Below are 26,241 nucleotides of genomic sequence, written 5' to 3' on the forward strand. Positions count from 1 at the left end.
CCCCCAGGATGCGACGAGCCGACATCGAGGTGCCAAACCATGCCGTCGATATGGACTCTTGGGCAAGATCAGCCTGTTATCCCCGGGGTACCTTTTATCCGTTGAGCGACGGCGCTTCCACAAGCCACCGCCGGGTCACTAGTTCCGACTTTCGTCCCTGCTCGACATGTCTGTCTCGCAGTCAAGCTCCCTTGTGCACTTACACTCGAAACCTGATTACCAACCAGGCTGAGGGAACCTTTGAGCGCCTCCGTTACCTTTTAGGAGGCAACCGCCCCAGTTAAACTACCCACCAGGCAATGTCCCTGATCCGGATCACGGACCGAGGTTAGATATCCAGAACGACCAGAGTGGTATTTCAACGTTGACTCCACCGACACTGGCGTGCCGGCTTCACAGTCTCCCACCTATCCTACACAAGCCGTACCGAACACCAATACCAAGCTATAGTAAAGGTCCCGGGGTCTTTCCGTCCTGCTGCGCGTAACGAGCATCTTTACTCGTAGTGCAATTTCGCCGAGTTCATGGTTGAGACAGTGGAGAAGTCGTTACGCCATTCGTGCAGGTCGGAACTTACCCGACAAGGAATTTCGCTACCTTAGGATGGTTATAGTTACCACCGCCGTTTACTGGGGCTTAAATTCTGAGCTTCGACCCGAAGATCTAACCCGTCCTCTTAACCTTCCAGCACCGGGCAGGCGTCAGTCCGTATACATCGTCTTGCGACTTAGCACGGACCTGTGTTTTTAGTAAACAGTCGCTTCTCCCTGGTCTCTGCGGCCGTTCAGGCTAGGCAGCAAGTGCCTTCACCCTCTGGGCCCCCCTTCTCCCGAAGTTACGGGGGTATTTTGCCGAATTCCTTAACCATGATTCACTCGATCGCCTTGGTATTCTCTACCTAACCACCTGAGTCGGTTTGGGGTACGGGCGGCTCGAACCTCGCTAGAAGATTTTCTTGGCAGCATAGGATCACCCTGCTTCCCGCATTCGCGGTCACTATCAGGTCTCAGGATATGTGTGAGACGGATTTGCCTATCTCACTCCCTACACCCTTGGACGTGGACAACCATCGCCACGCGGAGGCTACCTTCCTGCGTCTCTCCATTGCTTGACTACTACCAAATCGGGTCACGCGCTCCACTCAACATTCCGCACCCGAAGGTGAAGAAAAAAGAGCTTCAGGCGTTTAGCATCAAAGGGTTCATCATGGGCGGTTCTTCGCCGGTTCCGGAATATCAACCGGATGTCCATCGACTACGCCTGTCGGCCTCGCCTTAGGTCCCGACTTACCCAGGGCAGATTAGCTTGACCCTGGAACCCTTGGTTATTCGGCGGACGGGTTTCTCGCCCGTCATTCGCTACTCATGCCTGCATTCTCACTCGTGTGGCCTCCACGGCTGGATCACTCCGCCGCTTCCCTGGCCACACGACGCTCCCCTACCCATCAACACGCTTGGACCACCAACCCGCAGGTGTGGTGGCCGGGCAATATGTCAATGCCACAGCTTCGGTGGTGTGCTTGAGCCCCGCTACATTGTCGGCGCGGAATCACTTGACCAGTGAGCTATTACGCACTCTTTAAAGGGTGGCTGCTTCTAAGCCAACCTCCTGGTTGTCAATGCAACTCCACATCCTTTTCCACTTAGCACACGCTTAGGGACCTTAGCTGGTGGTCTGGGCTGTTTCCCTCTCGACTACGGAGCTTATCCCCCGCAGTCTCACTGCCACGCTCTCACTTACCGGCATTCGGAGTTTGGCTAACGTCAGTAACCTGTTGAGGCCCATCGGCTATCCAGTAGCTCTACCTCCGGTAAGAAACACGTGACGCTGCACCTAAATGCATTTCGGGGAGAACCAGCTATCACGGAGTTTGATTGGCCTTTCACCCCTACCCACAGCTCATCCCCTCAGTTTTCAACCTAAGTGGGTTCGGTCCTCCACGACGTCTTACCGTCGCTTCAACCTGGCCATGGGTAGATCACTCCGCTTCGGGTCTAGACCCAGCGACTCATACGCCCTATTCGGACTCGCTTTCGCTACGGCTTCCCCACACGGGTTAACCTCGCCACTGAGCACTAACTCGCAGGCTCATTCTTCAAAAGGCACGCTGTCACCCCACAAGAGGGCTCCAACGGATTGTAGGCACACGGTTTCAGGATCTATTTCACTCCCCTCCCGGGGTACTTTTCACCTTTCCCTCACGGTACTTGTCCGCTATCGGTCACCAGGGAATATTTAGGCTTAGCGGGTGGTCCCGCCAGATTCATACGGGATTTCTCGGGCCCCGTATTACTTGGGAAACACTCTTGGGAGTTCACGTCGTTTCGTCTACGGGGGTCGCACCCTCTGTGCCGGGCCATTCAATGCCCTTCGACTACAACGCGAATTTTTGACTCCCTGCCAGAATGTCAGTCCTGACCAAGAGGTCCCACGACCCCGTACCTGCAACGCCTGACAGCTATCACACAGATACGGTTTAGCCTCTTCCGCTTTCTCTCGCCAATACTCACGGAATCGCGGTTGCTTTCTCTTCCTGTGGGTACTGAGATGTTTCACTTCCCCACGTTCCCTCTACCTGCCCTATATATTCAGGCAGGAGTGACTGGACTTGCCTCCAGCCGGGTTTCCCCATTCGGAAATCCACGGATCACAGTCTGGTTATCGACTCCCCGTGGCTTATCGCAGATTCCTACGTCCTTCTTCGGTTCCTGGTGCCAAGGCATCCACCGTGCGCCCTTAAAAACTTGAGCCACAAAGATACAGATGCTCGCGTCCACTGTGTAGTTCTCAACATACGGCCAGCCCCACCACGATCCTCGACACCAGCCCGAACACGTTCGGCGATGTATCGACATGGCAGTCCTGAACCTTCACAACCCCCAGACCGAAGCCTGGGACCTGTGATGGCCTCAAGAGCCCAGCTGCGCTAGCAGCCCGAACCCTCAGGACCCAACAACGTGTCACGGCGCCGCCACCCACACCACACCCGTTCCCTCCCCCACACGCCCCTCACAAAGGAGAGACGTCTGAAGGTGTACTAGAGCCGGCACGAAATGCACGACGCCAACAATCGATGTTCCACCCATGAGCACCTGCCGTCCCACACTCGGGGACAGACCAGGCTCTGCACCCACCACGACAAGCGTGGCAGGCGAGTGCTCCTTAGAAAGGAGGTGATCCAGCCGCACCTTCCGGTACGGCTACCTTGTTACGACTTAGTCCCAATCGCCAGTCCCACCTTCGACGGCTCCCTCCACAAGGGTTGGGCCACCGGCTTCGGGTGTTACCGACTTTCGTGACTTGACGGGCGGTGTGTACAAGGCCCGGGAACGTATTCACCGCAGCGTTGCTGATCTGCGATTACTAGCGACTCCAACTTCATGGGGTCGAGTTGCAGACCCCAATCCGAACTGAGACCGGTTTTTTGGGATTCGCTCCACCTCACGGTTTCGCAGCCCTTTGTACCGGCCATTGTAGCATGTGTGAAGCCCAAGACATAAGGGGCATGATGATTTGACCTCATCCCCACCTTCCTCCGAGTTGACCCCGGCAGTCTCCTATGAGTCCCCACCATCACGTGCTGGCAACATAGAACGAGGGTTGCGCTCGTTGCGGGACTTAACCCAACATCTCACGACACGAGCTGACGACAACCATGCACCACCTGTATACCGACCTTGCGGGGCACCCATCTCTGAATGTTTCCGGTATATGTCAAGCCTTGGTAAGGTTCTTCGCGTTGCATCGAATTAATCCACATGCTCCGCCGCTTGTGCGGGCCCCCGTCAATTCCTTTGAGTTTTAGCCTTGCGGCCGTACTCCCCAGGCGGGGAACTTAATGCGTTAGCTGCGGCACGGATCTCGTGGAATGAGACCCACACCTAGTTCCCAACGTTTACGGCATGGACTACCAGGGTATCTAATCCTGTTCGCTCCCCATGCTTTCGCTTCTCAGCGTCAGTAGTGGCCCAGAGACCTGCCTTCGCCATCGGTGTTCCTCCTGATATCTGCGCATTTCACCGCTACACCAGGAATTCCAGTCTCCCCTACCACACTCTAGTCTGCCCGTACCCACTGCAAGTCCGGGGTTGAGCCCCGGATTTTCACAGCAGACGCGACAAACCGCCTACAAGCTCTTTACGCCCAATAATTCCGGACAACGCTCGCACCCTACGTATTACCGCGGCTGCTGGCACGTAGTTAGCCGGTGCTTCTTCTGCAGGTACCGTCACTTGCGCTTCTTCCCTGCTGAAAGAGGTTTACAACCCGAAGGCCGTCATCCCTCACGCGGCGTCGCTGCATCAGGCTTTCGCCCATTGTGCAATATTCCCCACTGCTGCCTCCCGTAGGAGTCTGGGCCGTGTCTCAGTCCCAGTGTGGCCGATCGCCCTCTCAGGCCGGCTACCCGTCATCGCCTTGGTGAGCCATTACCTCACCAACAAGCTGATAGGCCGCGAGTCCATCCCCAACCGAAAAAACTTTCCACACGCACCCCATGCGGGAGCGTGTCATATCCGGTATTAGACGCCGTTTCCAGCGCTTATTCCAGAGTCAGGGGCAGGTTACTCACGTGTTACTCACCCGTTCGCCACTGCTCACCCCGAAGCAAGCTCCGAGGATCACCGTTCGACTTGCATGTGTTAAGCACGCCGCCAGCGTTCGTCCTGAGCCAGGATCAAACTCTCCGTTGATGTTGAAAATCCCCACCCCGAAAGGCAGAGAAAAACATTACCCACAAAAGGGATTTGAAACCCGGCTGAGCAAGAACAACCAGCAATATTCACTGCTAGATGATCATGTCAACCAAAGGAAAAAACATCTCAGGACAACAACCACCCACCACAACGATGAGCAGCCATCACCCCAAAGACGAGGTATTTGGCATCGATTATTTGACACGCTGTTGAGTTCTCAAGGATCGGACGCACACCCTCCACCAACCCAACCAGGGCCAGCCTCAGGGGCAACTCTCCAAACTTACCCGCGGCCACACTTGGGCGTCAAATTCACTCCGGGGCTCTCAGAGCCTGCCGAAGTTCGACGCGCTTGGATCTTCGCGGTGCGCCTACCCTAGCAGCCTCTCGGCCGCCTCCCAAACTCGCTGTTTGCGGCGAGCTCAGCTGGGTGAAGCGGTCCCAACTGCAGGCCCGCGGGCGCTGCACTGTGACGATGTTTCCATCGTGTCGAGCTGTTGGGGTCTGCCCCGGGACCGGCCTGCATCGAGTGAGGTTTGGGGCCTCACCCCGTGGTGTCCGTTCCTCCCTGTCGGGCTGACGTCGAGAACAGTAGAGGACGTTCTCGCCAGAACACAAATCCGCTCGGTCAGAGGCACTCAGGTGAGCGGCCGGCATACCGAAAACGGCTGTGCCACAACGGTTCTAGGCCTTTCGGCCCGCCGCCATGGACTTGCGTCCGCGCCGGAGGATGGCCACCGAACCGTGCAGGAAGTGCTCGTCAGTCAGGGCGAACTCCGGGTCGGTGACCTTCTCACCGTTGACGGAGGCACCCCCATCGCCAATGGCGCGACGTGCGGCGTTGCGGGAGTCGACGAGGCCAACGGCGACGAGGGCGTCGGTCATCGTCATTCCCGGGGACACCTCTCCCCCGGGCAGCTCGGTCGTCGCGTCCCGCAGGGTCGACGCGTCGAGGGCCCCGAGGTCACCCTTGCCGAACAGGGCTTCGGAGGCCGCCTGAACCGAGGCCGTCGCGTCCGCACCGTGCACCAGCGTCGTGACGTCGGCCGCCAGCGTGCGCTGGGCTGCGCGGCGGAACGGCTCCTCCGCGACCTGCCTCTCGAGCTCGGCAATCTCGTCCTGGGTGCGGTCGGTGAAGATCCGCAGGAGCTTGACCACCGAGGCGTCCTCGACGTTGAGCCAGTACTGGTAGAAGGCGTACGGGCTCGTCATGTCGGCCGAGAGCCAGACGGCATTGCCCTCGCTCTTGCCGAACTTGTTGCCGGCGGAGTCCGTCACAAGCGGAGTCGTCAGCAGGTGGACCGACTCCCCCTCGACCTTGTGGATGAGGTCCGAGCCGGCCGTGAGATTGCCCCACTGGTCCTGCCCACCCGTCTGCAAGGTGCAGCCGTGCGCGCGGTAGAGCTCGAGGAAGTCGAGTCCCTGGAGGATCTGGTAGCTGAACTCGGTGTACGAGATGCCCTCGTCCGAGTTGAGACGTGCTGCGACGGCGTCCTTCTTGACCATCTGGTTGACCCGGAAGTGCTTGCCGATGTCGCGCAGGAAGTCGAGCGCGGACATGGGGGCGGTCCAGTCGAGGTTGTTGACCATGATCGCGGCGTTCTCGCCCTCGAACTCGAGGAAGGGTTGCACCTGGTCCTGGATCCGACCGACCCACTCCGCGGTCTGCTCCTTCGTCTTGAGCACCCGCTCAGCGCTCGGCCGCGGGTCACCGATGAGCCCAGTCGACCCACCGACGAGGCAGATGACCTTGTGGCCGGCGCGCTGGAGGTGCCGCAGGACGATGAGCTGGACAAGGTTGCCGAAGTGGAGCGAGGGGGCCGTCGGGTCGAAGCCGCAGTAGGCGGTGATCGGGGCGCTCGTCAGGGCATCGCGCAGCGCGCTCTCGTCCGTCGTCTGCGCGACCAGGCCGCGCCACTGCAGTTCGGCAAGGATGTCGTTCACAGGTCGAAACTCTGCCACGCGCAAGTCGGTGGACGACGCAGCACGTCGACGTGTGGGATGGCCGGGTGAGCGAACGTATCCACGACCACGAGGCCGACACGTCGATCGGGACCGTCCGAACCCTGCTCGCCGAGCACTGTCCGCAGTGGGCGGACCTCGAGCCGCAGCAGCTGCTCACGTCGGGCACGGACAACGCGATGTGGCGGCTCACCCCCGCATCCGGACCGGGCCTCGTGGTCCGACTTCCCCGCACCGAGGGGGCCGCCGCGAGCCTGACGAAGGAGCTGGGACTGCTTCCCGCCCTGAACGGTCGCCTTCCGGTGTCCGTCCCGACCATCGCGTATGCCGGCCCGTCCAGTGACGCCTTCCCACACCCATGGGCGGTGGTCGAGTGGCTCGACGGATCGGACTGCTGGTCCGCCCGGGACGAGATCGCGGGTCGCCAGGGCATCGAGCTGGCCGAGGACCTCGCCGCAGCGGTCACCGCACTGCGGGACGTCCGGGACGTCGACGTGCCCAACCGGGTTCCCGGCATGCGTGGTGGTCCGCTCCTCCCCTTGCTCGAGGACCTCGAGGGCTGGCTGACCGAGGAACGATGGTCGGCAGGAGCGCTCGTCGACGTGGCTGCGGTGCGCCGCAGCGCAGCGGAGTCCGCAGAGTCAGCCGCCGCCGAGGAGGTGCCGGACAGGTTCGTCCACGGGGACCTCATCCCCGGCAATGTCCTCGTGAACCACGGCCGCTTGTCGGCACTCATCGACTGGGGCGGCGCCGGCATCGGCGACGCGGCACTCGATCTCACTCCCGCCTGGGCGATCCTCGACAGGCATGCTCGTGAGACCTTCCGCGAAGCGACCGGTGCCACCGACGCCGCCTGGCTGCGTGGTCGGGCCTTCGCCCTGCAGCAAGCCGTCGGGGGCGTCCTCTACTACGTGCCGCGGCGACATGTTCTCGGCGAGGTCATGACCCGCACCCTGGCTCGCATCCTTGATGACGCGTGACTGGCAGACTTCGGCGCATGGGTGAGCGGACGGCATACACGGACTTCATCGCAGGGCTGCCGAAGGCAGAACTGCACGTGCACCACGTCGGATCGGCCCGGCCGGAGACGGTCGCGCGCCTCGCCGAGCGGCACCCGGATTCTGGTGTGCCACAGGGCATCGAGACCCTGCGCGACTTCTACACGTTCAGGGACTTCGGCCACTTCATCGACGTCTACCTGGCCGTCGTCTCACTCCTCCGCACCCCGGAGGACATCCACCTCCTGACCTACGAAGTTGCCGAAGGCCTTGCGGCACAGCAGGTTCGCTATGCCGAGCTGACGATGACACCGTTCACGAGCGTGCGGATGGGCATCGGCATCGAGGCCTACACCGAGGCGATCGAGGACGCCCGCCGCGCAGCCGAACGGGACCACGGGATCGTCCTGCGGTGGATCTACGACATCCCCGGCGAGGCCGGGCTCGAGTCGGCCGACGCCACCATCGGCTACGCGATCGACCAGGGTCCCGAGTCGCTCATCGGCTTCGGCCTCGGCGGTCCCGAGGTCCCCCGCCCACAGTTCAAGCCTCACTTCGACCGCGCCCGGGCCGCCGGGTTGCGGTCACTCCCCCACGCGGGTGAGTCCACGGACGCCCAGTCCGTGTGGGAGGCCCTCGACGCCCTGGGCGCCGAACGCATCGGGCACGGAGTGCGCTCCATCGATGACCCGCGGCTCGTGGAACGCCTTGTGGCAGAGCGCATTCCGCTCGAGGTCTGCCCCACGTCCAACATCGCGACCCGCTGCGTCGAGCGACTCGAGGACCACCCCATCCGCGCGCTGCGCGACGCCGGAGTCGTGGTCACCGTGAACAGCGACGACCCGCCGATGTTCGGCACGACGCTGAATCGGGAGTACGAGATCGCTGCAGACCTCCTCGACCTCGACGAGCAGGGTCTGCGCGACCTCGCGACGACGGCGGTCGACGTCAGTTACGCCCCGGACGACGTGAAGGCTCGGGTGCGTTCGGAGATCAGCGAGTACGCCGGCGGATGACGCCTGGGCGGTAGGTGCTCACGGTCGGCTCGCCGTCGATCCAGAACCGCCAGGGGTATGCCGTTCCGTCGCCTCCCGGGCCACTCACCCCGACGCGTGGTCCCGTTCTCACGACGGCATCGGCCACCGGGGCGCCGTGAGCGACGGTGAGATCGATCGGTTCGACGTCCCCGAGCAGCGGCCGGCAGAAGTCACGACCGGTGTGGGACCCGTCGAGGGCGAGGGTGGTCGCGAGCCGGGCCGGTCCACGGCACCAGTCCCGCTCACGAATGCCGGGGCGACGGGCCGCCGCGACGTCGTGGCCCTGCTCGACCTCACCGGCCCGGACGAGGACGGCTTCAGCAGTGCCCGGTTGGCCCGCCACCAGACAGAGCATCCAGTGCATGCCGTAGGTGAAATAGACGTAGGTGACGCCGGCCGGTCCGAACATCGGTGCTGTTCGCGGCGTCTCACCGCGAAAGGCGTGCGAACCCGGGTCGCGGTGGCCGGCATACGCCTCGGTTTCAGTGACCCGGAGTGTGACGCCGCCGTGGGACAGGTGGGCACCCAGGAGGTCGCGCGCCACGTCGAGAACGGGGCGGGCGAAGAACTCGCGGGGCAGGGTCACCGGACGGTCGGCACAACCCGGGTCCACTCGCGCAGGCGCGCGAGCTCGTCGCGCGCCCGTTCGAGCTGTTCGGCGACTCGCGTCGGCGCGGTCCCACCCTTGGCGGAGCGGGAAGCGAGGGAGCCCTCGACGGACAGGACCTCCCGCACACCCGACGTGAGGTGGGGCGAGATGTCGAGCAGGTCCTCGTCGGAGAGGTCCCACAGCTCGATGCCCAGCGGCTCGCAGGCGCGGACGCATGCACCAGCGACCTCGTGCGCGATCCGGAACGGAACGCCCTGCCGGACGAGCCACTCGGCGATGTCCGTGGCGAGCGAGAAGCCCTCCGGCGCAAGGGATTCCAGACGCTTCTCGTCGAACTCCATCGTCTCGACCATGCCCGCGAAAGCCGGGAGCAGGAGTGAGAGCGTGTCGACCGCGTCGAAGACCGGTTCCTTGTCCTCCTGGAGGTCGCGGTTGTAGGCCAGCGGCAGGGCCTTGAGCGTCGTGAGCAGCCCGGCCAGGTCACCGACGAGGCGACCGGCCTTGCCCCGCGCCAGCTCGGCGACGTCAGGGTTCTTCTTCTGCGGCATGATGCTCGACCCGGTCGAGTACGCGTCGTCGAGGCGGACGAAGCCGAACTCCTTGGTCGCCCAGAGGACGACCTCCTCGGCGATGCGTGAGATGTCGACGGCCGTCATGGCGCAGACGAACGAGAACTCCGCCACGAAGTCGCGCGAAGCCGTGCCATCGATGGAGTTCTCGACCGAACCGTCGAAGCCGAGGTCCGCGGCAACGGCCTCCGGGTCGAGGCCGAGCGAGGATCCGGCCAGGGCACCGGAGCCATAGGGAGAGATCGCCGTGCGCCGGTCCCAGTCGAGGAGCCGGTCCACGTCGCGCAGCAGCGCCCAGACGTGGGCGAGGAGGTGGTGGGACAGCAGCACCGGCTGCGCGTGCTGGAGGTGGGTCCGACCCGGCATCGCCACGCCGAGGTGCCGCGTCGACTGGGAGACGAGCGAGTCGACGACGTCGAGGACCAGCCCGCCAATGGTCCGTGCCTGCTCGCGCAGGTACATCCGGAAGAGCGTCGCGACCTGGTCGTTGCGGGAGCGTCCGGCACGGAGCCGGCCTCCGACGTCGGCGCCGGCGCGCTCGATGAGTCCCCGCTCCAGTGCGGTGTGGACGTCCTCGTCGTCGGGTGCCGGGGTGAAGGCCCCGGACTCGACGTCACGGCGCAGTTGCTCGAGCCCGTCGAGCATCGCCTCGAGCGTCGCGTCATCGAGCAGCCCGGCTGCGTGGAGGACACGGGCGTGGGCGCGCGATCCGGCCAGGTCCTGCGGGGCAAGGCGCCAGTCGAAGTGCGTCGACTTCGAGAGCGCGGCCAGGGCGTCCGCCGGCCCACCGCTGAAACGGCCACCCCAGAGGCTGACCCGTCCACTGTCGGTGTTCGTCACGCATTCTCCTTGCGGGTGTAGTCCATGAGTCGCTTCGCGACCTTGCGGCTCGCAGCCGCGCCGGTCGTGATGACCATGATCGTGTCATCCCCGGCGATCGTGCCGACGACGCCCGGGACGGTCGTGTGGTCGATGGCCGAGGCGAGGAAGTTGGCCGCACCGGGAGGCGTACGCAGCACGACGAGATTGGCCGACACCTCCGCGGAGACGAGGAGTTCGTGGCACCGCTGCGCGAGCCGACTCGTCGTCTCGTGGGCGGCGGGAGCGGCCCGAACGGTGCGGTCACCGCCCTCTCCGGGGACGGCATACACGAGGTTCTTGCCCACGCGGACCTTCTCGGCACCCACGTCCACGAGGTCACGCGACAGCGTGGCCTGGGTGACCTCGATGCCGTCGCGGCCGAGGACCTCGAGGAGCTCGGTCTGCGACTTCACCGGCTGACTGGAGAGGATCTCCACGATGCGCTGCTGGCGAGCAGTACGGCTCGAACCCACCGTCATCGACGCTCACCCCCGGACTTCTCGATGAGCCAGGACAGGACGGCCTTCTGGGCGTGGAGGCGGTTCTCGGACTCGTCCCACACCACCGATTGCGGTCCGTCGATGACGTCCGCGTCGACCTCGAAACCGCGGTAGGCGGGCAGACAGTGCAGGAAGATCGCGTCGCTCTTGGCCCGGGCCATGAGCTCGCTGCTCACGGCGTACCCGGCGAAGGGACTCGCCGACCCCTGCCGGGACTCCTTCTCCTTCTCGAAGCCCATCGACACCCACGTGTCCGTCGCGACGACATCGGCGCCCGTCACCGCCTCGCCCGGATCCTCGACGATCGTCACGGATCCGCCTGTGCCGGAGGCGATCTCGACGGCCCGCGCGAGGACCGCGGCGTTCGGCTGGTAGGCAGCCGGGGTCCCGATGCGGACGTGGAGACCCGACAAAGCCATGCCGAGCAGGTAGCTGTGGCTCATGTTGTTCGCCCCGTCACCGACGTAGGCGAACGTCAGACCCGCGAGGGTCCCCTTGTGCTCCTTGATCGTCAACAGGTCGGCGAGGATCTGGCACGGGTGGAACTCGTCGGTCAGCGCGTTGATCACGGGAACACTCGAGTGGGCGGCCATCTCCTCGATCCGCTCCTGGCCATAGGTGCGCCACACGATGGCCCTCGACTCCCGCGTGAGGACACGAGCGACGTCGGCGATGGACTCGCGCACTCCGACCTGCGCGAGCTTGCCGTCGATGACCAGCGGGAAACCACCGAGGTGGGCGATGGCACCGGCGAACGAGACCTGCGTGCGCAGCGTCTGCTTGTCGAAGAGGACGGCCACGACCTCGGGCCCTTCGAGGCAGCGGTCGCTGAACGGACGTGCCTTGATCTGGGCGGCACGGTCGAGGATCTCGGCCTGCTCCTGTGGCGTGACGTCGTCGTCCCGCAGAAGGTGCCTGACGGTTGCGGTCATGAGGAGGACTCCTTGGCAGTGGCGATGAGACCGGGCAGTGCGGCGATGAAGAGGTCGAGCTCTTCGCGGCTGACGACCAGCGGCGGGATGAGGCGAATTGCGTTGGGAGACACGGGGTTGACGAGGAACCCTGCTTCACGCGCCGCGGCCGCAACGGCCGCGGAGATCTCGGAACGCAGAACGATGGCGCGCAGGAGACCGCGTCCACGGACCCCCTCGATCTCCGAGTGACCCAAGGATCCGACCGCCGTCGCCAGGTGCTCCCCCATGTCCGAGACGTGTCGCAGCAGACCGTCACTCTCGATGCTGGTGAGGACTGACAGGCCCGCGGCCGCGACGAGCGGGTTTCCACCGAACGTGGACCCGTGCTGCCCTGCGGTGAGCAGGCCGGTGACCTCGGGACCGAAGGTCACGAGCGCACCGATCGGCAGTCCGCCGCCCAGTCCCTTGGCAAGGGTGATCGCGTCGGGCACGATCCCGCTCGCCTGGAACCCGAACCAGTCACCCGTCCGGCCGATTCCGGTCTGCACCTCGTCGATGAAGAGCAGTGCACCCACCGCTGCGGTGATCTCGCGTGCCGCCCGCAGGTACGCCGGGTCGGCCGGGATCGCGCCCGCCTCGCCCTGGACGGGCTCGAGAAAGACCGCCGAGGTCTCCTCGGTGACCACGGCGCGGAGCGCTTCGATGTCGTTGTAGGGGACGTGGCTCACCTCGGGGATGAGCGGCGCGAACGGCTCGCGGTAGGCCGCCTTGTGGGTCAGCGCCAACGCACCTGTGGTGCGTCCGTGGAAGGCCCCCTCCGCAGCGACGATTCCGGTGCGGCCCGTGCGCCGTGCGAGTTTGATGGCGGCCTCGATCGCCTCCGCTCCCGAGTTGCCGAAGAAGACCCCCGATCCCTCGGGAGCCTGCGCGATCTCGAGGATCCGCTCGGCGAGCTCGATCTGGGCGCGGGACGTGTAGAAGTTCGAGATGTGGGCCATCTCGGCCACCTGCTTGGAGACGGCTGCCACGAGGGCGGGGTGATTGTGGCCCAGGGAGTTGACCGCCACCCCTCCGACCAGATCGAGATAGCGCTTGCCGTCGGTGTCCCACACCCAGGCGCCGTCGCCACGCTCCAGGACAAGCTGCGGCGTCCCGAAGACCGTGATCAGGGAGCGCGTGTAGCGCTCGAGGAGGTCCCCCTGTGACTCGCTGCTGGCCGTGCCGGTCATGCGTCCTCCTCGATGAGGGTGCCGATGCCCTCAGAGGTGAAGACCTCGAGGAGCAGTGAGTGGGGTTCGCGCCCGTCGATGACGTGAGCCTGCGGCACCCCGTCCTCCACGGCGCGGATGCAGGCCTCGAGCTTGGGGATCATCCCCGCGTCGACCGTCTCGAGCAGTTGGCGAGCGCGGCTGAGGGGCAGCGTCGAGAGGAGCGAGGACCGGTCCGGCCACGCGGCATACACACCCTCGACGTCCGTCAGGACGACGAGCTTGCGCGCACCGAGCGCTGCCGCGAGCGCGGCAGCGGCAGTGTCGGCATTGACGTTGAGTACCTGACCGTCGTGATCGAGGTCGGGGGCCACCGTGGACACCACGGGGATCCGCCCCGCGTCGAGCAGGTCCATGACGGCCTGGGTGTTGACCGAGACGACGTCCCCGACGAGGCCGAGGTCCTCCTCCACGCCGTCCACCACGACACCGCGACGGCGCGCGCCGAAGAGGGCGCCGTCCTCACCGGAGAGGCCCACGGCGAGGGGTCCGTGCTGGTTGAGGAGGCCCACGAGTTCTCGACCCACCTGCCCGGTGAGAACCATCCGAACGACATCCATGACTTCCGGCGTCGTGACGCGCAGTCCCGCCTTGAACTCGCTCTCGAGGCCCAGACGGTCGAGCATCGCCTTGATCTGGGGACCGCCGCCATGCACGACCACGGGCCGCAGCCCGGCGTAGTGGAGGAAGGCGATGTCCTGCGCGAAGGCCCGCTTGAGGTCGTCGTCGATCATGGCGTTGCCGCCGTACTTCACGACAACGAGAGCCCCACGGAAGCGTTCCAGCCAGGGAAGGGCCTCGACGAGGGTGCTCGCCTTGGCGCTGGTCCGTTCGTCGATCACGGTGTCCTCAGGTGCTGTAGGCGGAGTTCTCATGGACGTAGTCGTGCGTCAGGTCGTTCGTCCACACCGTGGCCGTGGCCTCGCCGGCGTGGAGGTCGATGACGACGTGCACTTCGCGCGGTTCCAGGTCGACGAGCGCACGGTCGTCGCCGACCGTGGCTGCGCGGCACACCTGGACCCCATTGATGGCGACGTCGAGGGCCGTGGGGTCGAAGTCGGCGGACGTCGTGCCGACCGCGGCAAGGACCCGCCCCCAGTTCGGGTCCCTGCCGAAGATCGCCGCCTTGAATAGGTTGCTGCGGGTCACGGAGCGGGCCACTTCGACCGCGTCCGATTCGCTTGCCGCAGAACGGACTTCGACGGCGATGTCGTGGCTCGCGCCCTCGGCGTCGGCGACGAGCTGCCGCGCGAGCGAGTCGCACACCTCCTCGACGGCCTCGGCCAGTTGAGCCCCGGTGACCGCCACACCCGAGGCGCCGGAAGCCATGAGGATCACGGTGTCGTTGGTCGACATGCAGCCGTCCGAGTCCACCCGGTCGAAGGTGATGGCGGTGGCGGCACGCAGCGCCCCGTCGAGTTCGCCGGCGTCGACGACGGCGTCGGTCGTGATGACGCAGAGCATGGTCGCCAGCCCAGGGGCCAGCATCCCGGCACCCTTGGCCATGCCGCCGACGACCCAGCCGTCACGCTGCGCGACGGCCTCCTTGGGAACCGAGTCGGTGGTCATGATGGCCCGTGCCGCCGCCGCCCCGTCGTGGTCGGTGAGGGCTGCGTGGGTGAGCTCGATGCCACGGGCGATTCGATCCATCGGGAGGAACTCTCCGATGAGCCCGGTGGAGCACACGACGACGTCGGTGGCGCTGCACCCCAGCGCGTCCGCGACGAGCTCCGCGGTGCGGTGCGTGTCCTGGAATCCTCGAGCGCCGGTGCAGGCGTTGGCCCCGCCGGAGTTGAGGAACACCGCATCCGCACGGGAGTCACTCACGACCTGCCGCGACCAGGTGACGGGCGCAGCCTCGACGCGGTTGCTCGTGAACACGCCGGCGACGTGATGGTCCGGGCCGTCATTGACGACGAGGGCGACGTCGCTGGAGCCCGAGGCCTTGAGACCCGCCGTCGCACCGGAGGCCCGGAAGCCCTGCGCTGCAGTGACGCTCATGCGTCGCCCTTGCTCGAGAGGGTGGTGGAGGTGACGATCAGACCGGCCTTGCGCCATGCCTCGGACGCCGTCGTGATCTCGCCGGCCGGCACGAGGATCCAGTCGGTGTCGAACGTCGACATGGCGAGGACGCTGATCCCCGCCGACACGAGTGGCGAGAGGATCTCCGCCATCACTCCGACGGCCTCGAAGGCGAGCGGGCCCGCGACCTCGACTCCGAGGAACGGTCCTTCCGTCGTCACTCCGGCCGGCACGAGCTCTGCGAGACCCACGATGGAGGTCTCGTGCTCGGTCCTCGTCAGCGACGCGAACGGGCCACGCGTCCACTCCCACGACGGCTCGTCACCGGCGTCGAGCCGGGCGATCGCGAGGGGTTCGGGATGGGTCATGAGGTGCAGTGGCATGGCGCTCACGGCGCCACCCCCGATCCAAGAAGGCCGGTGGACTCCGGGAGCCCGACGGCGAGATTGAGGCACTGGACGGCTGCTCCGGCCGTGCCCTTGGCAAGGTTGTCGACGGCTGCGACAGCGACGACTCGACCGGCGCGCCCGTCGAGGACGACCTGCACCTCGACGTGGTTGCTGCCGATGACGTGCGCCGTGGTCGGCCAGCTGCCGGGCTCCAGCAGGTGCACGAACGGCTCGTCGGCGTATGCCGTCCGCCAGGCCTCGCGAACCGTGTCGGCGGTCGTGCCGGGCCGGACCCGGGCAGTGCATGTCGCGAGGATGCCGCGCGGCATGGGCGCCAGCGTCGGGGTGAACGAGACGGTGACCGGCGAACCCGCGGCAGCGGCGAGGTTCTGTTCGATCTCGGGCGTGTGTCGGTGGACGCCTCCGACACCATAGGGCGACATCGACCCCATGACCTCGGCTCCGAGCAGGTTCGGCTTGAGGGCCTTGCCCGCTCCCGAGGTGCCGGACGCAGCGACGATGACGACGTCGTCACCCTCGAGCACGCCCGCGGCGAAGCCCGGCGCCAGTGCGAGAGTCGACGCCGTGGGATAGCAACCGGGGACAGCAATCCGCTTCTCCCCTACGAGCGTGTCGCGGCCAGAAACGCCGCCCCGAAGGGGAAGTTCGGGCAGACCATAGGCCCACGACCCGGCATACGGCGTGTCGTAGAACGTCGACCACGCGGATCCGTCGCGCAGTCGGAAGTCGGCACCGCAGTCGATGACGACGACGTCGTCGCCCAAACCCTCGGCAACCGCGGCGGAGTGCCCGTGCGGGAGGGCGAGAACGACGGCATCGTGACCGCGCAGGGTGTCGACCGTCGTCTCCTCGAGCACCCTGTCGGCCAGCGAGAAGAGGTGCGGGTGCACTGCCCCCAGCCGGGAGCCGGCGTTGCCACCTGCGGTCACGGCACCGACGCGCGCGTCGGGATGCCGTTCGAACCAGCGGAGGACCTCTCCCCCGGCATACCCGCTCGCACCGGCAACCGCGACATTCAGCATGTGCATAGTCTTGCATGAGCGCACATCACTATGCAATTTTCCCTCGACGCGTCAGACGTGTATCAGCGATGAGGTTCCGGCCCTCCTCCACCGTAGCGACCTCGTGCAGGGCGGGGTCACAACGAAGGAGACCCACCATGTCCGGTGTCAACGACGCCATGGCCGCCGCCACACGACTCAACGAGATCGGCTTCGTCGAGTTCACGACCAAGCTCGTCAGCGACGTGTTCGACACGCTCGTCGCCTCGAACCTGCGTCAGCAGCAGGCGTTCATCGAGCTCCTCCAGGCGACGAGCAAGTCCCTCACCACGTACGTCAACGAGACGAAGGACGACATCGGTCCGGGCGAGATCATGCAGGTCCTCACGGCCATCGCGCCACGCAACGACAAGACGCCGGCCACGAGCGACAGCACCACCTCCATCACGCCCGGCGGGACGATCACGGCCGCAGAGGCTGACACCATCAACACGGCTCTCACGATCACCGACCCCGCTACGAACGCGGTGACCAACGACAAGGCAGCCAAGGCCGGCGCCATCGACGACAAGGCGATCGACACCCTCCGCGACGCCGTCGCCCAGCGCGTGGCGGCCAACAAGTACACCCTCCTCAAGGAGATGGTGAAGCTCGGCATGCTTCGACTCGTCGTCACCGACGGGACGATCGAGAGTGGGCTCAACTTCCACTCCTACGGCTCGGACTACCTGCGCAACAACAGCAGCAACTACTCGAGCCAGCAGTTCCAGCTCAAGGCCAGTGCGCAGACCGGCAGCATCCTGTCGGCGTGGGTCAAGGCATCCGCGAGCACGGCGTACACGTCGGTCAACGTCAGCACCAGCAACACCTCCAGCGGCTCCAACTCGGGCGTCGACGTCACCATCACCGGTGGCGTGAAGATCAACTTCAAGACCGACTACCTGCCGCTCGATACCCCCTGACCGCACGCCTGACGCTAGGAGCTGAGCCATGCCGGACAGCGATGTCTCCGATGTCGGCTTCGCGGAGTTCGTGGCGGTCCTCCTCGTGGAGACCCTCGACTCGATCGTGGCCTCACACGCCAGCCAGGAGGACCGCCTGCGAGCACTCGACGCAGCGGCCGACCTCACGCCCGAGGAGGTCGCGGCCACTTCGATCACGGCGGGAATGGTCGACCTGACGCTCGTGGAGCTCTTCCCCGACGGCAAGGGCGGCACGACGGTGGCGGTCGATGGACCCGTCCCACCGCCCGAGTCGCTCGCCGACCTCGGAGTCGACCTGCCCTCGCGTGACGGCCGCCTGACGAGCAAGGACGTGGGTGCCCTGCGCAACGCGGTGGCGCTGCTCCTGGCCCGGCGGCACCTCGAGTCCGTGCAGGAGGTGCGCCGGCGCGGCGTTCCGCGGGTCCTCGTCGACGGCGGGACGCTGCGCGCCAAACTGGCCTTCAGCACCACCCGCGCGACCACTCCGGCCCCCACGCCGGCGCGCGCGGCCACACCCGGGCTCACCCCGGCAGCGTCGCGCACGGCCCTCTCGACCATCCCCATCAGTCGGATCGGTGACCTCATCGGTCCGCGCGCCACGGTCCTGCGCCCCGAGGTCCTCGACGGGATTCGTGATCTGAGGCTGCGCGTACGGCCACCCGCCCAGACGACCGAGCCGGGCGAGCCCGCGGAGAAGGCCGACGTCTTCGGGGAGATCGAGATCCGATTCCGGACGGAGCTCTGAGATGGGTCCGGCAGAGCTGGCCGCCCTCGTGGCACGCGAGGCGGACGCCGGCGTGGCGGGGGCCCTGCGTGCCTTCGATGCTTCAGGAGCTCTGGAGGTCGAACAGGTCGTCGGGCGCATCGGTTCCCTCCCCCGGTCGAGCACGACGCCGTGGGAGGACGTCGTGTGGCAGGCCGAAGTCGTCATGCGCCCCACGGGTCTTGTGCGAGACCCCGAGGTCGAGGAATCGGATGCCTCCGTCGACGTACCCGCGGTGATCTCACGACTCCCGGTCGCCGCCCTGCGCGGCGTGGGTCCGCGGTGGACGGCTCTTCTCTCCGACAGAGGAGTCCGGACCATCGGCGAACTCGCGTCCGTCGGACCGTCGACCCTTGCGTCGTGGTCCCGTGAGCGCAATGGAGGGTATGCCGTTCAGCTCGTTGCGCGTGCCCGCTCCTGTGCCGGTGCGTGGCCCCGCGTTGACCGCACCGATGTGCGCTCGATCGTCGAGGTCTCCGAATCCGATCCGGGAGACGTGGCGGGCTGGCCGCCGGGGAGTCGCGCCGACGCTGCGGCACTGTGGGCCTCGTGCCTCCGGCTCCGCGCCGCGATCGACGACGACGTCCTGGAGCGACTCGCCGTCAGTGGCGCCTGAACTCAGGTCCCCAGTGGATCGTCGTCGCCCCAGGTGATGAGGCCAAGGGTCCGGTCGAGTTCACGCAGACCCACATCGGCGCGAGCCCGGAGCGACTCGACCGTGTCCGTCCCGGCCCGCACCATGCGACCGCTCCACGCGTCGAGCTCCCCACGGGCGATGGCGAGCAGAAGCGCAGTGACCTCTTCGGGAGCGGTCCACTCGGTGCGGTCCCGATGGGCGTCCATGGCCTCGGTCATGTCGGTCCTGACCACGCCCGGGGCCAGGTCGAAGACGAGCGCGGTGCGATCAGGTCCGAGACCCAGACCTGACGTGATGCGGGCCAGAGCGCCCTTGCTCACGTTGTAGGCGGTCGCGATGTCGTAGTTCTTGTAGGCGGCACCCGAGTTGATGTTGACTATGCGACCCATCCCGGGCGTGAGGTGCGGAAGCACTGTGTGGGTCATGAGATAGGGACCGCGCACGTTCGTCTCGATCGTGGCCCACCACTGGTCGGGGTCGCTCTCGGCGAGGCTGACCTCGGTGTCGATGACACCCGCGTTGTTGACGAGCAGGTCGACTCGCCCGTGGCGAGCGACGATGTTTTCCACCCAAGCGCGAACGGCGGCGGGGTCGGTCACGGGTGCCGTGGAGCGCGAGCCACGCTCCACGGCATACCCGTTGTCCTGCAACGCATCCGCGAGATGCGCACCGATGCCGCGCGAGGCTCCGGTGACGATCGCGACGGGCTGCGTCATCGCTGGACGGCCCCTGTGGTGGAGGCCGCATGTGCGACCGCGGCGTCACGGAGGCGGGAGACCTCCTCGGTCGTGAGCGTCCGGTCGGGGGCACGGAAGGTCAGCCGATAGGCCAGCGACTTCTGCCCCGCCTCGAGCTGATCGCCGCGATAGACGTCGAAGAGCGCCACCGACTCGAGCGAGTCGCCCGCGCCCTCCCGGAGGGCCGCCTCGAGCCTGGCGGACGTGACGCCTTCGTCGACGACGAGGGCGACGTCGCTCTGGGCCATCGGGAAGGTCGTCAGGGTCGCAGCCTGAACCGTTGCCTCGGCAGCGGCCGTCAGGACGTCCAGGTCGAGCTCGCCCCCCACGGTGCGGGCGGGCAGGCCAAGCGCTGCGATGACCTTGGGGTGCAACTCACCCACGTGGCCGACGACGCCGCCGTCGACAAGCTGGACGCGCGCGCAACGGCCCGGGTGATAGGGCGCGACAGCGTCATTGACGACCTCGAGCCGGACGGCCAGTGCCTCGCCGAGCACGCGGACGACGTCGACGACGTCCGTCACGTCGGCCGGACGGCCCGCACCCCACCAACCGCGACGGTCACGGTCACCGGCGAGCAGAAGTGCGACGTGGCGGGGCTGATGCGGCACGGCAGCGCGAATCTCGGCGAGCCGCTCGTCCGAGGGGCGCACACCGACGTCCTCGGTCGGCGCGGACTGCTGGGCTCCTTCGAGGTCAACGACCAGACCCACCTCGAACAGACCCACGTCACGCGTCCCCCGGGCGACGTTGCGACGCAAGGCGTCGACCATCGTGGCGAGGAGCCTCGTCCGCATGAGGGGCTGCTCGTCGGACAGGGGGTTCGCCAGCCGCACCGAGCGCGCGAGCTCGGCGTCGGTGTCCAGCCCGAGGGCCTCGTAGCGGTCGGCCCCGACGAACGGTGCACTCCAGATCTCGGACAGCCCCTCGCCGGCCAGGACGCCGGCGACGATGCGCCGCACCCGCTGGGCATGGGTCAGACCGGCGCCACCGGGAGGAGTGGGCACCACCGACGGGATGGCGTCGTACCCGTGGATCCGAGCCACCTCTTCGACGAGGTCCTCCGCGGTCGTGAGGTCCGGTCGCCACGTCGGGGGTGTCACGGTGAGGACGTCGCCGTCTCGAGCAACGGTGCAGCCCACGGCCTCGAGCCGCTCGACGACCTCGGTGTCGGCGTAGTCCACGCCGACGATCCGCGACGGGAACCCGGCCGCCATCGTGATCGGCGCGGGTGCCATCGGGGAGCCGACGTCGGTGACCGCCTCGTCCGCGACTCCACCGCCGTGCTCGACGAGCAGATCGACGGCGAGCTGGGCGGCCGCAGCCGCCAGGGCGGGGTCGACGCCGCGCTCGAAGCGTCGGGACGCCTCGGACGGAAGCTTGTGACGTCGCGCCGAGCGGGCGATGGTGACCGCCTCGAAGTGAGCGGCTTCGATGAGGACGTCGCGCGTCGACGGGCCGACCTCGGTCTGCGCGCCACCCATGACACCGGCGATCGCGATGGGGCGCTCGCCTCCGCGGTCGGTGATGAGGAGGTCGCCCTCGTCGAGCGTGCGGTCCTGGTCATCGAGCGTGGTCAGGCGCTCACCCGCGCGGGCGCGGCGCACGACGATCGGGGCCTGGAGCGTGTCGAGGTCGAAGGCGTGCAACGGCTGGCCGAGCCCGAGCATGACGTAGTTCGTCACGTCGACCGGCAGCGAGATCGGACGCATGCCGGCCTCGGTGAGGCGGGTGGCCATCCAGCGGGGTGTGGGGGCCGTGACATCGATGCCACGGACGACCCGTGCCACATAGCGGTCGCATCCGTCGCGTCCACGAATCGGGTCCTCGTCGCGGAGCTCGACCGGAAACCCGTCATCGGTGCCACGAGGGGCCCGGGCGGACAACTCCGCAGCCGGGTCGGTGAAGTCCGCGCCGGTGGCGTGCGAATACTCGCGGGCCACTCCACGCACCGCGAAGCAGTAGCCGCGGTCGGGCGTGACGTTGACCTCGACGGTCTCGCGGTCCAGACCGAGCAACGGGATGGCGTCCAGCCCCGGCGTGAGGGACGCGAGGGTGGCCTCGTCCCCGGCGAACTTGCGGGTGAGGACGAGGATCCCGTCGTGGTCCTCACCGATGCCGAGCTCGCGCTCGGAGCAGATCATGCCGGAGGAGACGTGACCGTACGTCTTGCGCGCGCTGACCTCGAGGGGACCCTGAGGGGTGGAGATGACTCCCCCGGGCAGGATGACGACGACGAGGTCACCGGGCTCGAAGTTGTGGGCGCCACAGACGATGCCCTGCGGCTCTCCGGTCCCGTTGGAGTCACCGACGTCGACGGTGCACCAGTTGATCGTCTTGCCGTTCTTCTGCGGCTCCGGCTCCATCGTGAGGACGCGCCCGACGACGAGTGGGCCGGTGACACCACCTGTGTGCAGGCCCTCCTCCTCGAGGCCGACGCGCACCAGGTCGGCGGCGATCTGCTCGCCGGTGGCGTCGGTGGGGACGGCGACGTACTCGCGCAGCCAGTCGACAGGAACCCGCATCAGTACTCCACTCCAGCAGTCAGGACAATGGCGTGCGCGTCCAGCGCACGCAGGGCAAGGGGGCGCATCAGATCTCGAGCCCGAACTGCGCGTCGAAGCGCACGTCACCCTCGATCATGTCGCGCATGTCGCTCACGCCGGTGCGGAACATCAGCGCCCGGTCGATGCCCATGCCGAAGGCGAAACCGGTGTAGCGGTCGGGGTCGACGCCGCACGCGGTCAGCACGTTGCGGTTGACCATGCCGCAGCCACCCCACTCGATCCAGCCGGTGCCCTTGCAGGTCCGGCAGTCGGGGTCCTCGCCGCGGCAGACGAAGCAGCGCAGGTCCATCTCGGCGCTCGGCTCGGTGAACGGGAAGAACGACGGACGCAGACGCGTGGTGATGCCCTCGCCGAAGAGCTCGGTGGCGAGGCGGTCGAGCGTGCCCTTGAGGTGCGCCATGGTGATGCCCTCGTCGACGGCGAGGCCCTCGACCTGGTGGAACGCCGGCATGTGGGTCGCGTCGAGCTCGTCGGTGCGGAACACGCGGCCGATCGCCGCGACGTAGACGGGCACGCCGCGGTCGAGCAGCGTGCGCGCCTGCACGGGAGAGGTGTGGGTGCGCAGGACAAGCCCGTCCTTGGGCGGGTCGACATAGAACGTGTCCTGCATCTGTCGGGCCGGGTGGTCCGCGTCGAAGTTCAGCGCGTCGAAGTTGAACCACTCGGCCTCGATCTCGGGGCCTTCGGCGATCTCCCACCCCATGCCGACGAAGAGGTCGGCAATGCGCTGGGACATGAGCTCGATGGGGTGGCGGCGACCGAGGGGGCGACGGCCCGTCGGGAGGGTGACGTCGACGGCCTCGTCCGTGAGGATGCGCTCGTCGCGCTCGGCCTCGAGCTCGGCCTGACGCGCGGCGAAGGCCTGGCTGACGCGACCCCGGGCCTGTCCGACGCGCTTGCCCGCCTCGGCCTTGGCGCTCGGAGGGAGCGCCCCGATCTCACGGTTGGCCAGGGCAAGGGCCGACTTGTCGCCCTGGTGCGCCGAACGCAGCGCCTTGAGCTCGTCGAGCGAGCCGGCGGCGGCCACGGCCTCGAGCGCCGTGCTCACGGCCTCATCGATGGCCTCGGGATCGAGCACGGCGACCTCCACCGGGTCGTAGTTCGTGTTGGGTCCGGACATGACTTCCACTTCTCGTCGCGGGCGCGTCGGATCGCGCCCTGCGGGCTGGGACATCTGCGTGTGGTGTCACGCGCCCTCGGTCGAGGCGATCAGTCGCCGCCCCTGATCGTTGATCAGGCGGCCTGCGCCACCGAGCCCGAGGGCACGATAAATCGGCGCACGGCACGGGGGGTGCGGGAGGCCGAGGAGGGGGACATGCCACCCAGCCTATCGCGCGGGGGCGATCCGCCGACGCCGGGACTGGGCACCCGCAGCACCGATGAGGGCCACCCCGAGGCCAACGCACGCCGGGAGGAGGAACCCACCCTGCGGGCCCAACCCGTCGATGGCCACACCGGCGAACGGCGCGCCCAGCGCGCCACCGAGAGTGAGGGACGAACCATGCCATCCCATCGCTTCTCCTCGAGCCGACGCGGGCACGATGCGACTCGCCTGGTCGACGCTCGCCGTGATCGTCGGCGCGCACAGCAGTCCGGCGAGGAAGGCCAGTGGCGTCAACAGGGCGACGCTGTCCGCGATCGCCATCGGCAGCGTCACGAGCGCCAACGCGCAGAGCAGCCAGAACACCGACACCGGGCGCTTGAGTCCTCCATAGACGACGGCTCCGATGAGTGATCCCAGACCCCACGCGGCAAGGACGATGCCCACGGCCGTCGGCAGACCCATCTCGCGGACGCTGGCAACGATGCCGAGGTCCGTACCCGAGAGGACGAACGTCGCGCAGGCGGCGGCACAACAAACAGCGATGAACGGCACCCCGAACCACGCCGACCGGGGGACGGACTCCCCCGCCTCGTCCTCGGACTCGCCGAGCAGTGGCAGGTCGATGATCCAGAGGAGCACCCCACCCAGAACACCCAGCATCTGCACGCCGAAGAGCACCCAACGGGTGTCCCAGTGCGACGCCGCCCAGATCGTCGCCGCCGGTCCGACGATGAACGCCAACTCGACAGCCACGGCATCGAGTGAGATCGCGGTCCGACGCTCCTGGCTCGGCACTGCGGCGATGACGGCCTGTCGCACGATCGAGAAGCTCGGGATGACGAACAGGCCAGCCACACCGGCCAGTACGAGCAGGGGCAGATAACCCACCCACGGCGCGATCGACCAACAGACCAGCGCGACGAGCGTCGAGGGCAGCACGACGCGGCGCAGGCCGAGCCGATCGAGAAGGCGCCCGCGCCACGGCCCACTCACGGCCACGGCCACGGTGGCGACGGACGCGAGAAGTCCGGCAGCGGCATACGAGTGCCGCAGTGTCGTCACGACGTGGACGGTGAGCAGCACGCCGGCCGAGAAGACGGGGATGCGGACGAAGGATCCGACGAGGAGCGCGGTCCTCAGGTCGCGGCTGCCCAGTGCCACCCGGTAGGGCGCCAGCGACATGACCGACACCCTCGCACCCCTTCGCCGCTCCTTCTTTCGCTTTCGAAAGAAGGGTATGCCGGGTGGTCGCCTCCCCCCAACCGCATTTCGGTCAGGCGGGTTCCCCGGGGAAGAAGACGCGGACGACGGCACCGGCATCCTCGGCGTCGTCGATTTCGGCCCACCCTCCGTGAGCCTCGGCGATGCCCTTGACGATGTAGAGGCCGAGTCCGGTGCCCGTGCCGCTCGGGCCGTGCCAGAAGCGGCCGAAGACTGCCCGCCGCTGCTCCGCGGGGATGCCGGCGCCGTCGTCGCTGACGCTGAGAACGACGCCCATGGAGCCATCGACGGCGAGGGGGGCGGCGTGCAGGAGCACACGACCCTGCCCGTGACGGACGGCGTTCTCGACGAGGTTCGAGAGGACCTGGTCGAGGCGGTCGCTGTCGGCGTAGACCTCTTCGGCCCCGGGCTCGACGACCACGGAGAACCCCTCCTCGCCGCGACCGGTGGCCACCGCCCGCTCGACGTGCCTGGTGAGCATCGGCCGGGTCGGGATCGGAACCTCGTGGATCCGCAGTCGCCCCGTGTCGATGCGGGAGACGTCGAGCAGGTCGGTGATGAGGCGGGTGAGGCGGTCCGCGTCGGCGTCGATGGCCTCGAGCATGGTGATGCGCTGTTCCTCGCTGAAGTTGTCCCAGCGGCGCAGCAGGGTCGAGGTGAATCCCTTGACGCCCGTGAGGGGCGAGCGCAGCTCGTGCGCGATCGTCGAGATGAGAGCGGCGTGGTCCTGTTCGGCGCGGCGCCGCGCCTCGGCATCGCGCAGCGACAACAGGATCGCGCCGAGCGGCCCGGCGTTCCCCGCCCGCAGGTATCTCGCCGTCACGAGGAGCTCGGCGCCGTCCGGCAGGTGCAGGAGCTTCTCGCGGTGACCGGTCCGAATGCGCAGGCCGTTCCACGGATCGGTGAGAGCCCACCACGACTCACCGTTGCGGGTCTCGAGGGGCAGCGCCTCACGGATGTCCCGGCCCAGCAGCTCGTCGGCGGATCGACCGAGGATCTGCTCGGCTCGACGGTTGACCGACGTGACGAGGCCCGAAGCCTCGGCGGTCACGAGCCCGTCGGGCAGCATCTGGGCGGCCGCAGAGGCCTGCGGGCGGGGCGTGGTGAGGAAGGATTCCGGCGTGGGCGTCTCGGCCATGACGCCATCCCACCATGTCGACGGC

The 26,241-nt window shown here is 67.0% G+C and carries 20 protein-coding genes and 2 rRNA genes; 5 read left to right on the plus strand and 17 right to left on the minus strand.

The features are described 5' to 3' along the window. From N803_RS17780 to tyrS, 3 genes are all read right to left on the minus strand, one after another. Window positions 1-2,750, minus strand: a 23S ribosomal RNA gene (locus N803_RS17780); the annotation flags it as partial. 416 nt (window positions 2,751-3,166) lie between these two features. Continuing rightward, a 16S ribosomal RNA gene (locus N803_RS00005) occupies window positions 3,167-4,691 on the minus strand. Between the two features lie 687 nt (window positions 4,692-5,378). Beyond that, window positions 5,379-6,638, minus strand: coding sequence for a tyrosine--tRNA ligase (tyrS, locus tag N803_RS00010; RefSeq protein WP_035901500.1), 1,260 nt, complete (start codon window positions 6,636-6,638; stop codon window positions 5,379-5,381). Window positions 6,639-6,703: 65 nt separating this feature from the next. Between tyrS and N803_RS00015 the strand changes: the two genes are divergently transcribed. Both N803_RS00015 and N803_RS00020 read left to right on the plus strand, forming a co-directional pair. Continuing rightward, complete coding sequence (locus N803_RS00015; protein ID WP_052111545.1) at window positions 6,704-7,636, plus strand: phosphotransferase; 933 nt, start codon at window positions 6,704-6,706, stop codon at window positions 7,634-7,636. Window positions 7,637-7,653: 17 nt separating this feature from the next. After that, the gene (locus tag N803_RS00020; protein ID WP_035901501.1) at window positions 7,654-8,670 is read left to right on the plus strand and encodes an adenosine deaminase; all 1,017 of its coding nucleotides are present in this window, start codon (window positions 7,654-7,656) and stop codon (window positions 8,668-8,670) included. Here the strand turns inward: N803_RS00020 and N803_RS00025 are convergent. Genes N803_RS00025 through argC form a run of 9 tightly spaced genes read right to left on the minus strand, consistent with a single transcriptional unit; the run spans window position 8,648 to window position 16,867 of the window. Further along, window positions 8,648-9,277: a DNA-3-methyladenine glycosylase gene (locus tag N803_RS00025; protein ID WP_052111671.1), complete on the minus strand. Its 630-nt coding sequence runs from the start codon at window positions 9,275-9,277 to the stop codon at window positions 8,648-8,650. The two genes, N803_RS00020 and N803_RS00025, sit on opposite strands and share 23 nt — an antisense overlap. Beyond that, window positions 9,274-10,710 (minus strand): argininosuccinate lyase, encoded by a 1,437-nt coding sequence (gene argH, locus N803_RS00030; protein WP_035901505.1) that lies wholly within the window; start codon window positions 10,708-10,710, stop codon window positions 9,274-9,276. The genes N803_RS00025 and argH overlap by 4 nt, the downstream gene beginning before the upstream one ends. Then, entirely contained in the window at window positions 10,707-11,210 is a 504-nt protein-coding gene (locus N803_RS00035) for an arginine repressor (protein WP_035901507.1), read from the minus strand. The genes argH and N803_RS00035 overlap by 4 nt, the downstream gene beginning before the upstream one ends. Beyond that, window positions 11,207-12,163, minus strand: a complete 957-nt coding sequence (gene argF, locus N803_RS00040) for an ornithine carbamoyltransferase (RefSeq protein ID WP_035901509.1) — start codon at window positions 12,161-12,163, stop codon at window positions 11,207-11,209. Before argF ends, N803_RS00035 begins: the two co-directional genes overlap by 4 nt. Further along, the gene (locus N803_RS00045; protein ID WP_035901510.1) at window positions 12,160-13,374 is read right to left on the minus strand and encodes an acetylornithine transaminase; all 1,215 of its coding nucleotides are present in this window, start codon (window positions 13,372-13,374) and stop codon (window positions 12,160-12,162) included. The genes argF and N803_RS00045 overlap by 4 nt, the downstream gene beginning before the upstream one ends. Continuing rightward, window positions 13,371-14,288, minus strand: coding sequence for an acetylglutamate kinase (argB, locus tag N803_RS00050; RefSeq protein WP_052111546.1), 918 nt, complete (start codon window positions 14,286-14,288; stop codon window positions 13,371-13,373). The genes N803_RS00045 and argB overlap by 4 nt, the downstream gene beginning before the upstream one ends. Beyond that, a complete protein-coding gene (gene argJ, locus N803_RS00055; protein ID WP_035901513.1) occupies window positions 14,263-15,414 on the minus strand; it encodes a bifunctional glutamate N-acetyltransferase/amino-acid acetyltransferase ArgJ in 1,152 nt (383 codons plus the stop codon). The genes argB and argJ overlap by 26 nt, the downstream gene beginning before the upstream one ends. Beyond that, window positions 15,411-15,818, minus strand: coding sequence for an ACT domain-containing protein (locus tag N803_RS00060; RefSeq protein ID WP_035902535.1), 408 nt, complete (start codon window positions 15,816-15,818; stop codon window positions 15,411-15,413). The genes argJ and N803_RS00060 overlap by 4 nt, the downstream gene beginning before the upstream one ends. 5 nt (window positions 15,819-15,823) lie before the next feature. Next, on the minus strand, window positions 15,824-16,867 hold the full coding sequence (gene argC, locus N803_RS00065; RefSeq protein ID WP_035902537.1) for an N-acetyl-gamma-glutamyl-phosphate reductase: 1,044 nt from the start codon (window positions 16,865-16,867) through the stop codon (window positions 15,824-15,826). Between the two features lie 137 nt (window positions 16,868-17,004). Here argC and N803_RS00070 point away from each other — a divergent pair, with 137 nt between their 5' ends. From N803_RS00070 to N803_RS00080, 3 genes are read left to right on the plus strand one after another with little or no spacing between them, the layout of a single operon-like run. Continuing rightward, on the plus strand, window positions 17,005-17,808 hold the full coding sequence (locus N803_RS00070; RefSeq protein ID WP_035901516.1) for a hypothetical protein: 804 nt from the start codon (window positions 17,005-17,007) through the stop codon (window positions 17,806-17,808). A gap of 28 nt (window positions 17,809-17,836) precedes the next feature. Further along, a complete protein-coding gene (locus N803_RS00075; protein ID WP_035901518.1) occupies window positions 17,837-18,574 on the plus strand; it encodes a hypothetical protein in 738 nt (245 codons plus the stop codon). Window position 18,575: 1 nt separating this feature from the next. Continuing rightward, the gene (locus N803_RS00080) at window positions 18,576-19,208 is read left to right on the plus strand and encodes a hypothetical protein (RefSeq protein ID WP_035901520.1); all 633 of its coding nucleotides are present in this window, start codon (window positions 18,576-18,578) and stop codon (window positions 19,206-19,208) included. A 2-nt stretch (window positions 19,209-19,210) separates the two neighbouring features. Here the strand turns inward: N803_RS00080 and N803_RS00085 are convergent, their stop codons facing one another. The 5 genes from N803_RS00085 to N803_RS00105 form a co-directional block, all read right to left on the minus strand. After that, complete coding sequence (locus tag N803_RS00085; RefSeq protein WP_035901521.1) at window positions 19,211-19,945, minus strand: SDR family oxidoreductase; 735 nt, start codon at window positions 19,943-19,945, stop codon at window positions 19,211-19,213. Next, window positions 19,942-22,491: a phenylalanine--tRNA ligase subunit beta gene (pheT, locus tag N803_RS00090; RefSeq protein WP_035901522.1), complete on the minus strand. Its 2,550-nt coding sequence runs from the start codon at window positions 22,489-22,491 to the stop codon at window positions 19,942-19,944. Before pheT ends, N803_RS00085 begins: the two co-directional genes overlap by 4 nt. A gap of 67 nt (window positions 22,492-22,558) precedes the next feature. Further along, window positions 22,559-23,653 carry a phenylalanine--tRNA ligase subunit alpha gene (gene pheS, locus N803_RS00095; RefSeq protein WP_035902538.1) on the minus strand — a complete coding sequence of 365 codons (1,095 nt, stop codon included), beginning with the start codon at window positions 23,651-23,653 and terminating at the stop codon, window positions 22,559-22,561. Window positions 23,654-23,860: 207 nt separating this feature from the next. After that, complete coding sequence (locus N803_RS00100) at window positions 23,861-25,039, minus strand: MFS transporter (RefSeq protein ID WP_035902539.1); 1,179 nt, start codon at window positions 25,037-25,039, stop codon at window positions 23,861-23,863. 91 nt (window positions 25,040-25,130) lie between these two features. Continuing rightward, window positions 25,131-26,216, minus strand: coding sequence for a PAS domain-containing sensor histidine kinase (locus N803_RS00105; RefSeq protein WP_035901523.1), 1,086 nt, complete (start codon window positions 26,214-26,216; stop codon window positions 25,131-25,133). Between the last annotated feature and the right edge of the window lie 25 nt (window positions 26,217-26,241).

The sequence above is a fragment of the Knoellia subterranea KCTC 19937 genome, assembly GCF_000768685.1.
GTDB lineage: Bacteria > Actinomycetota > Actinomycetes > Actinomycetales > Dermatophilaceae > Knoellia > Knoellia subterranea.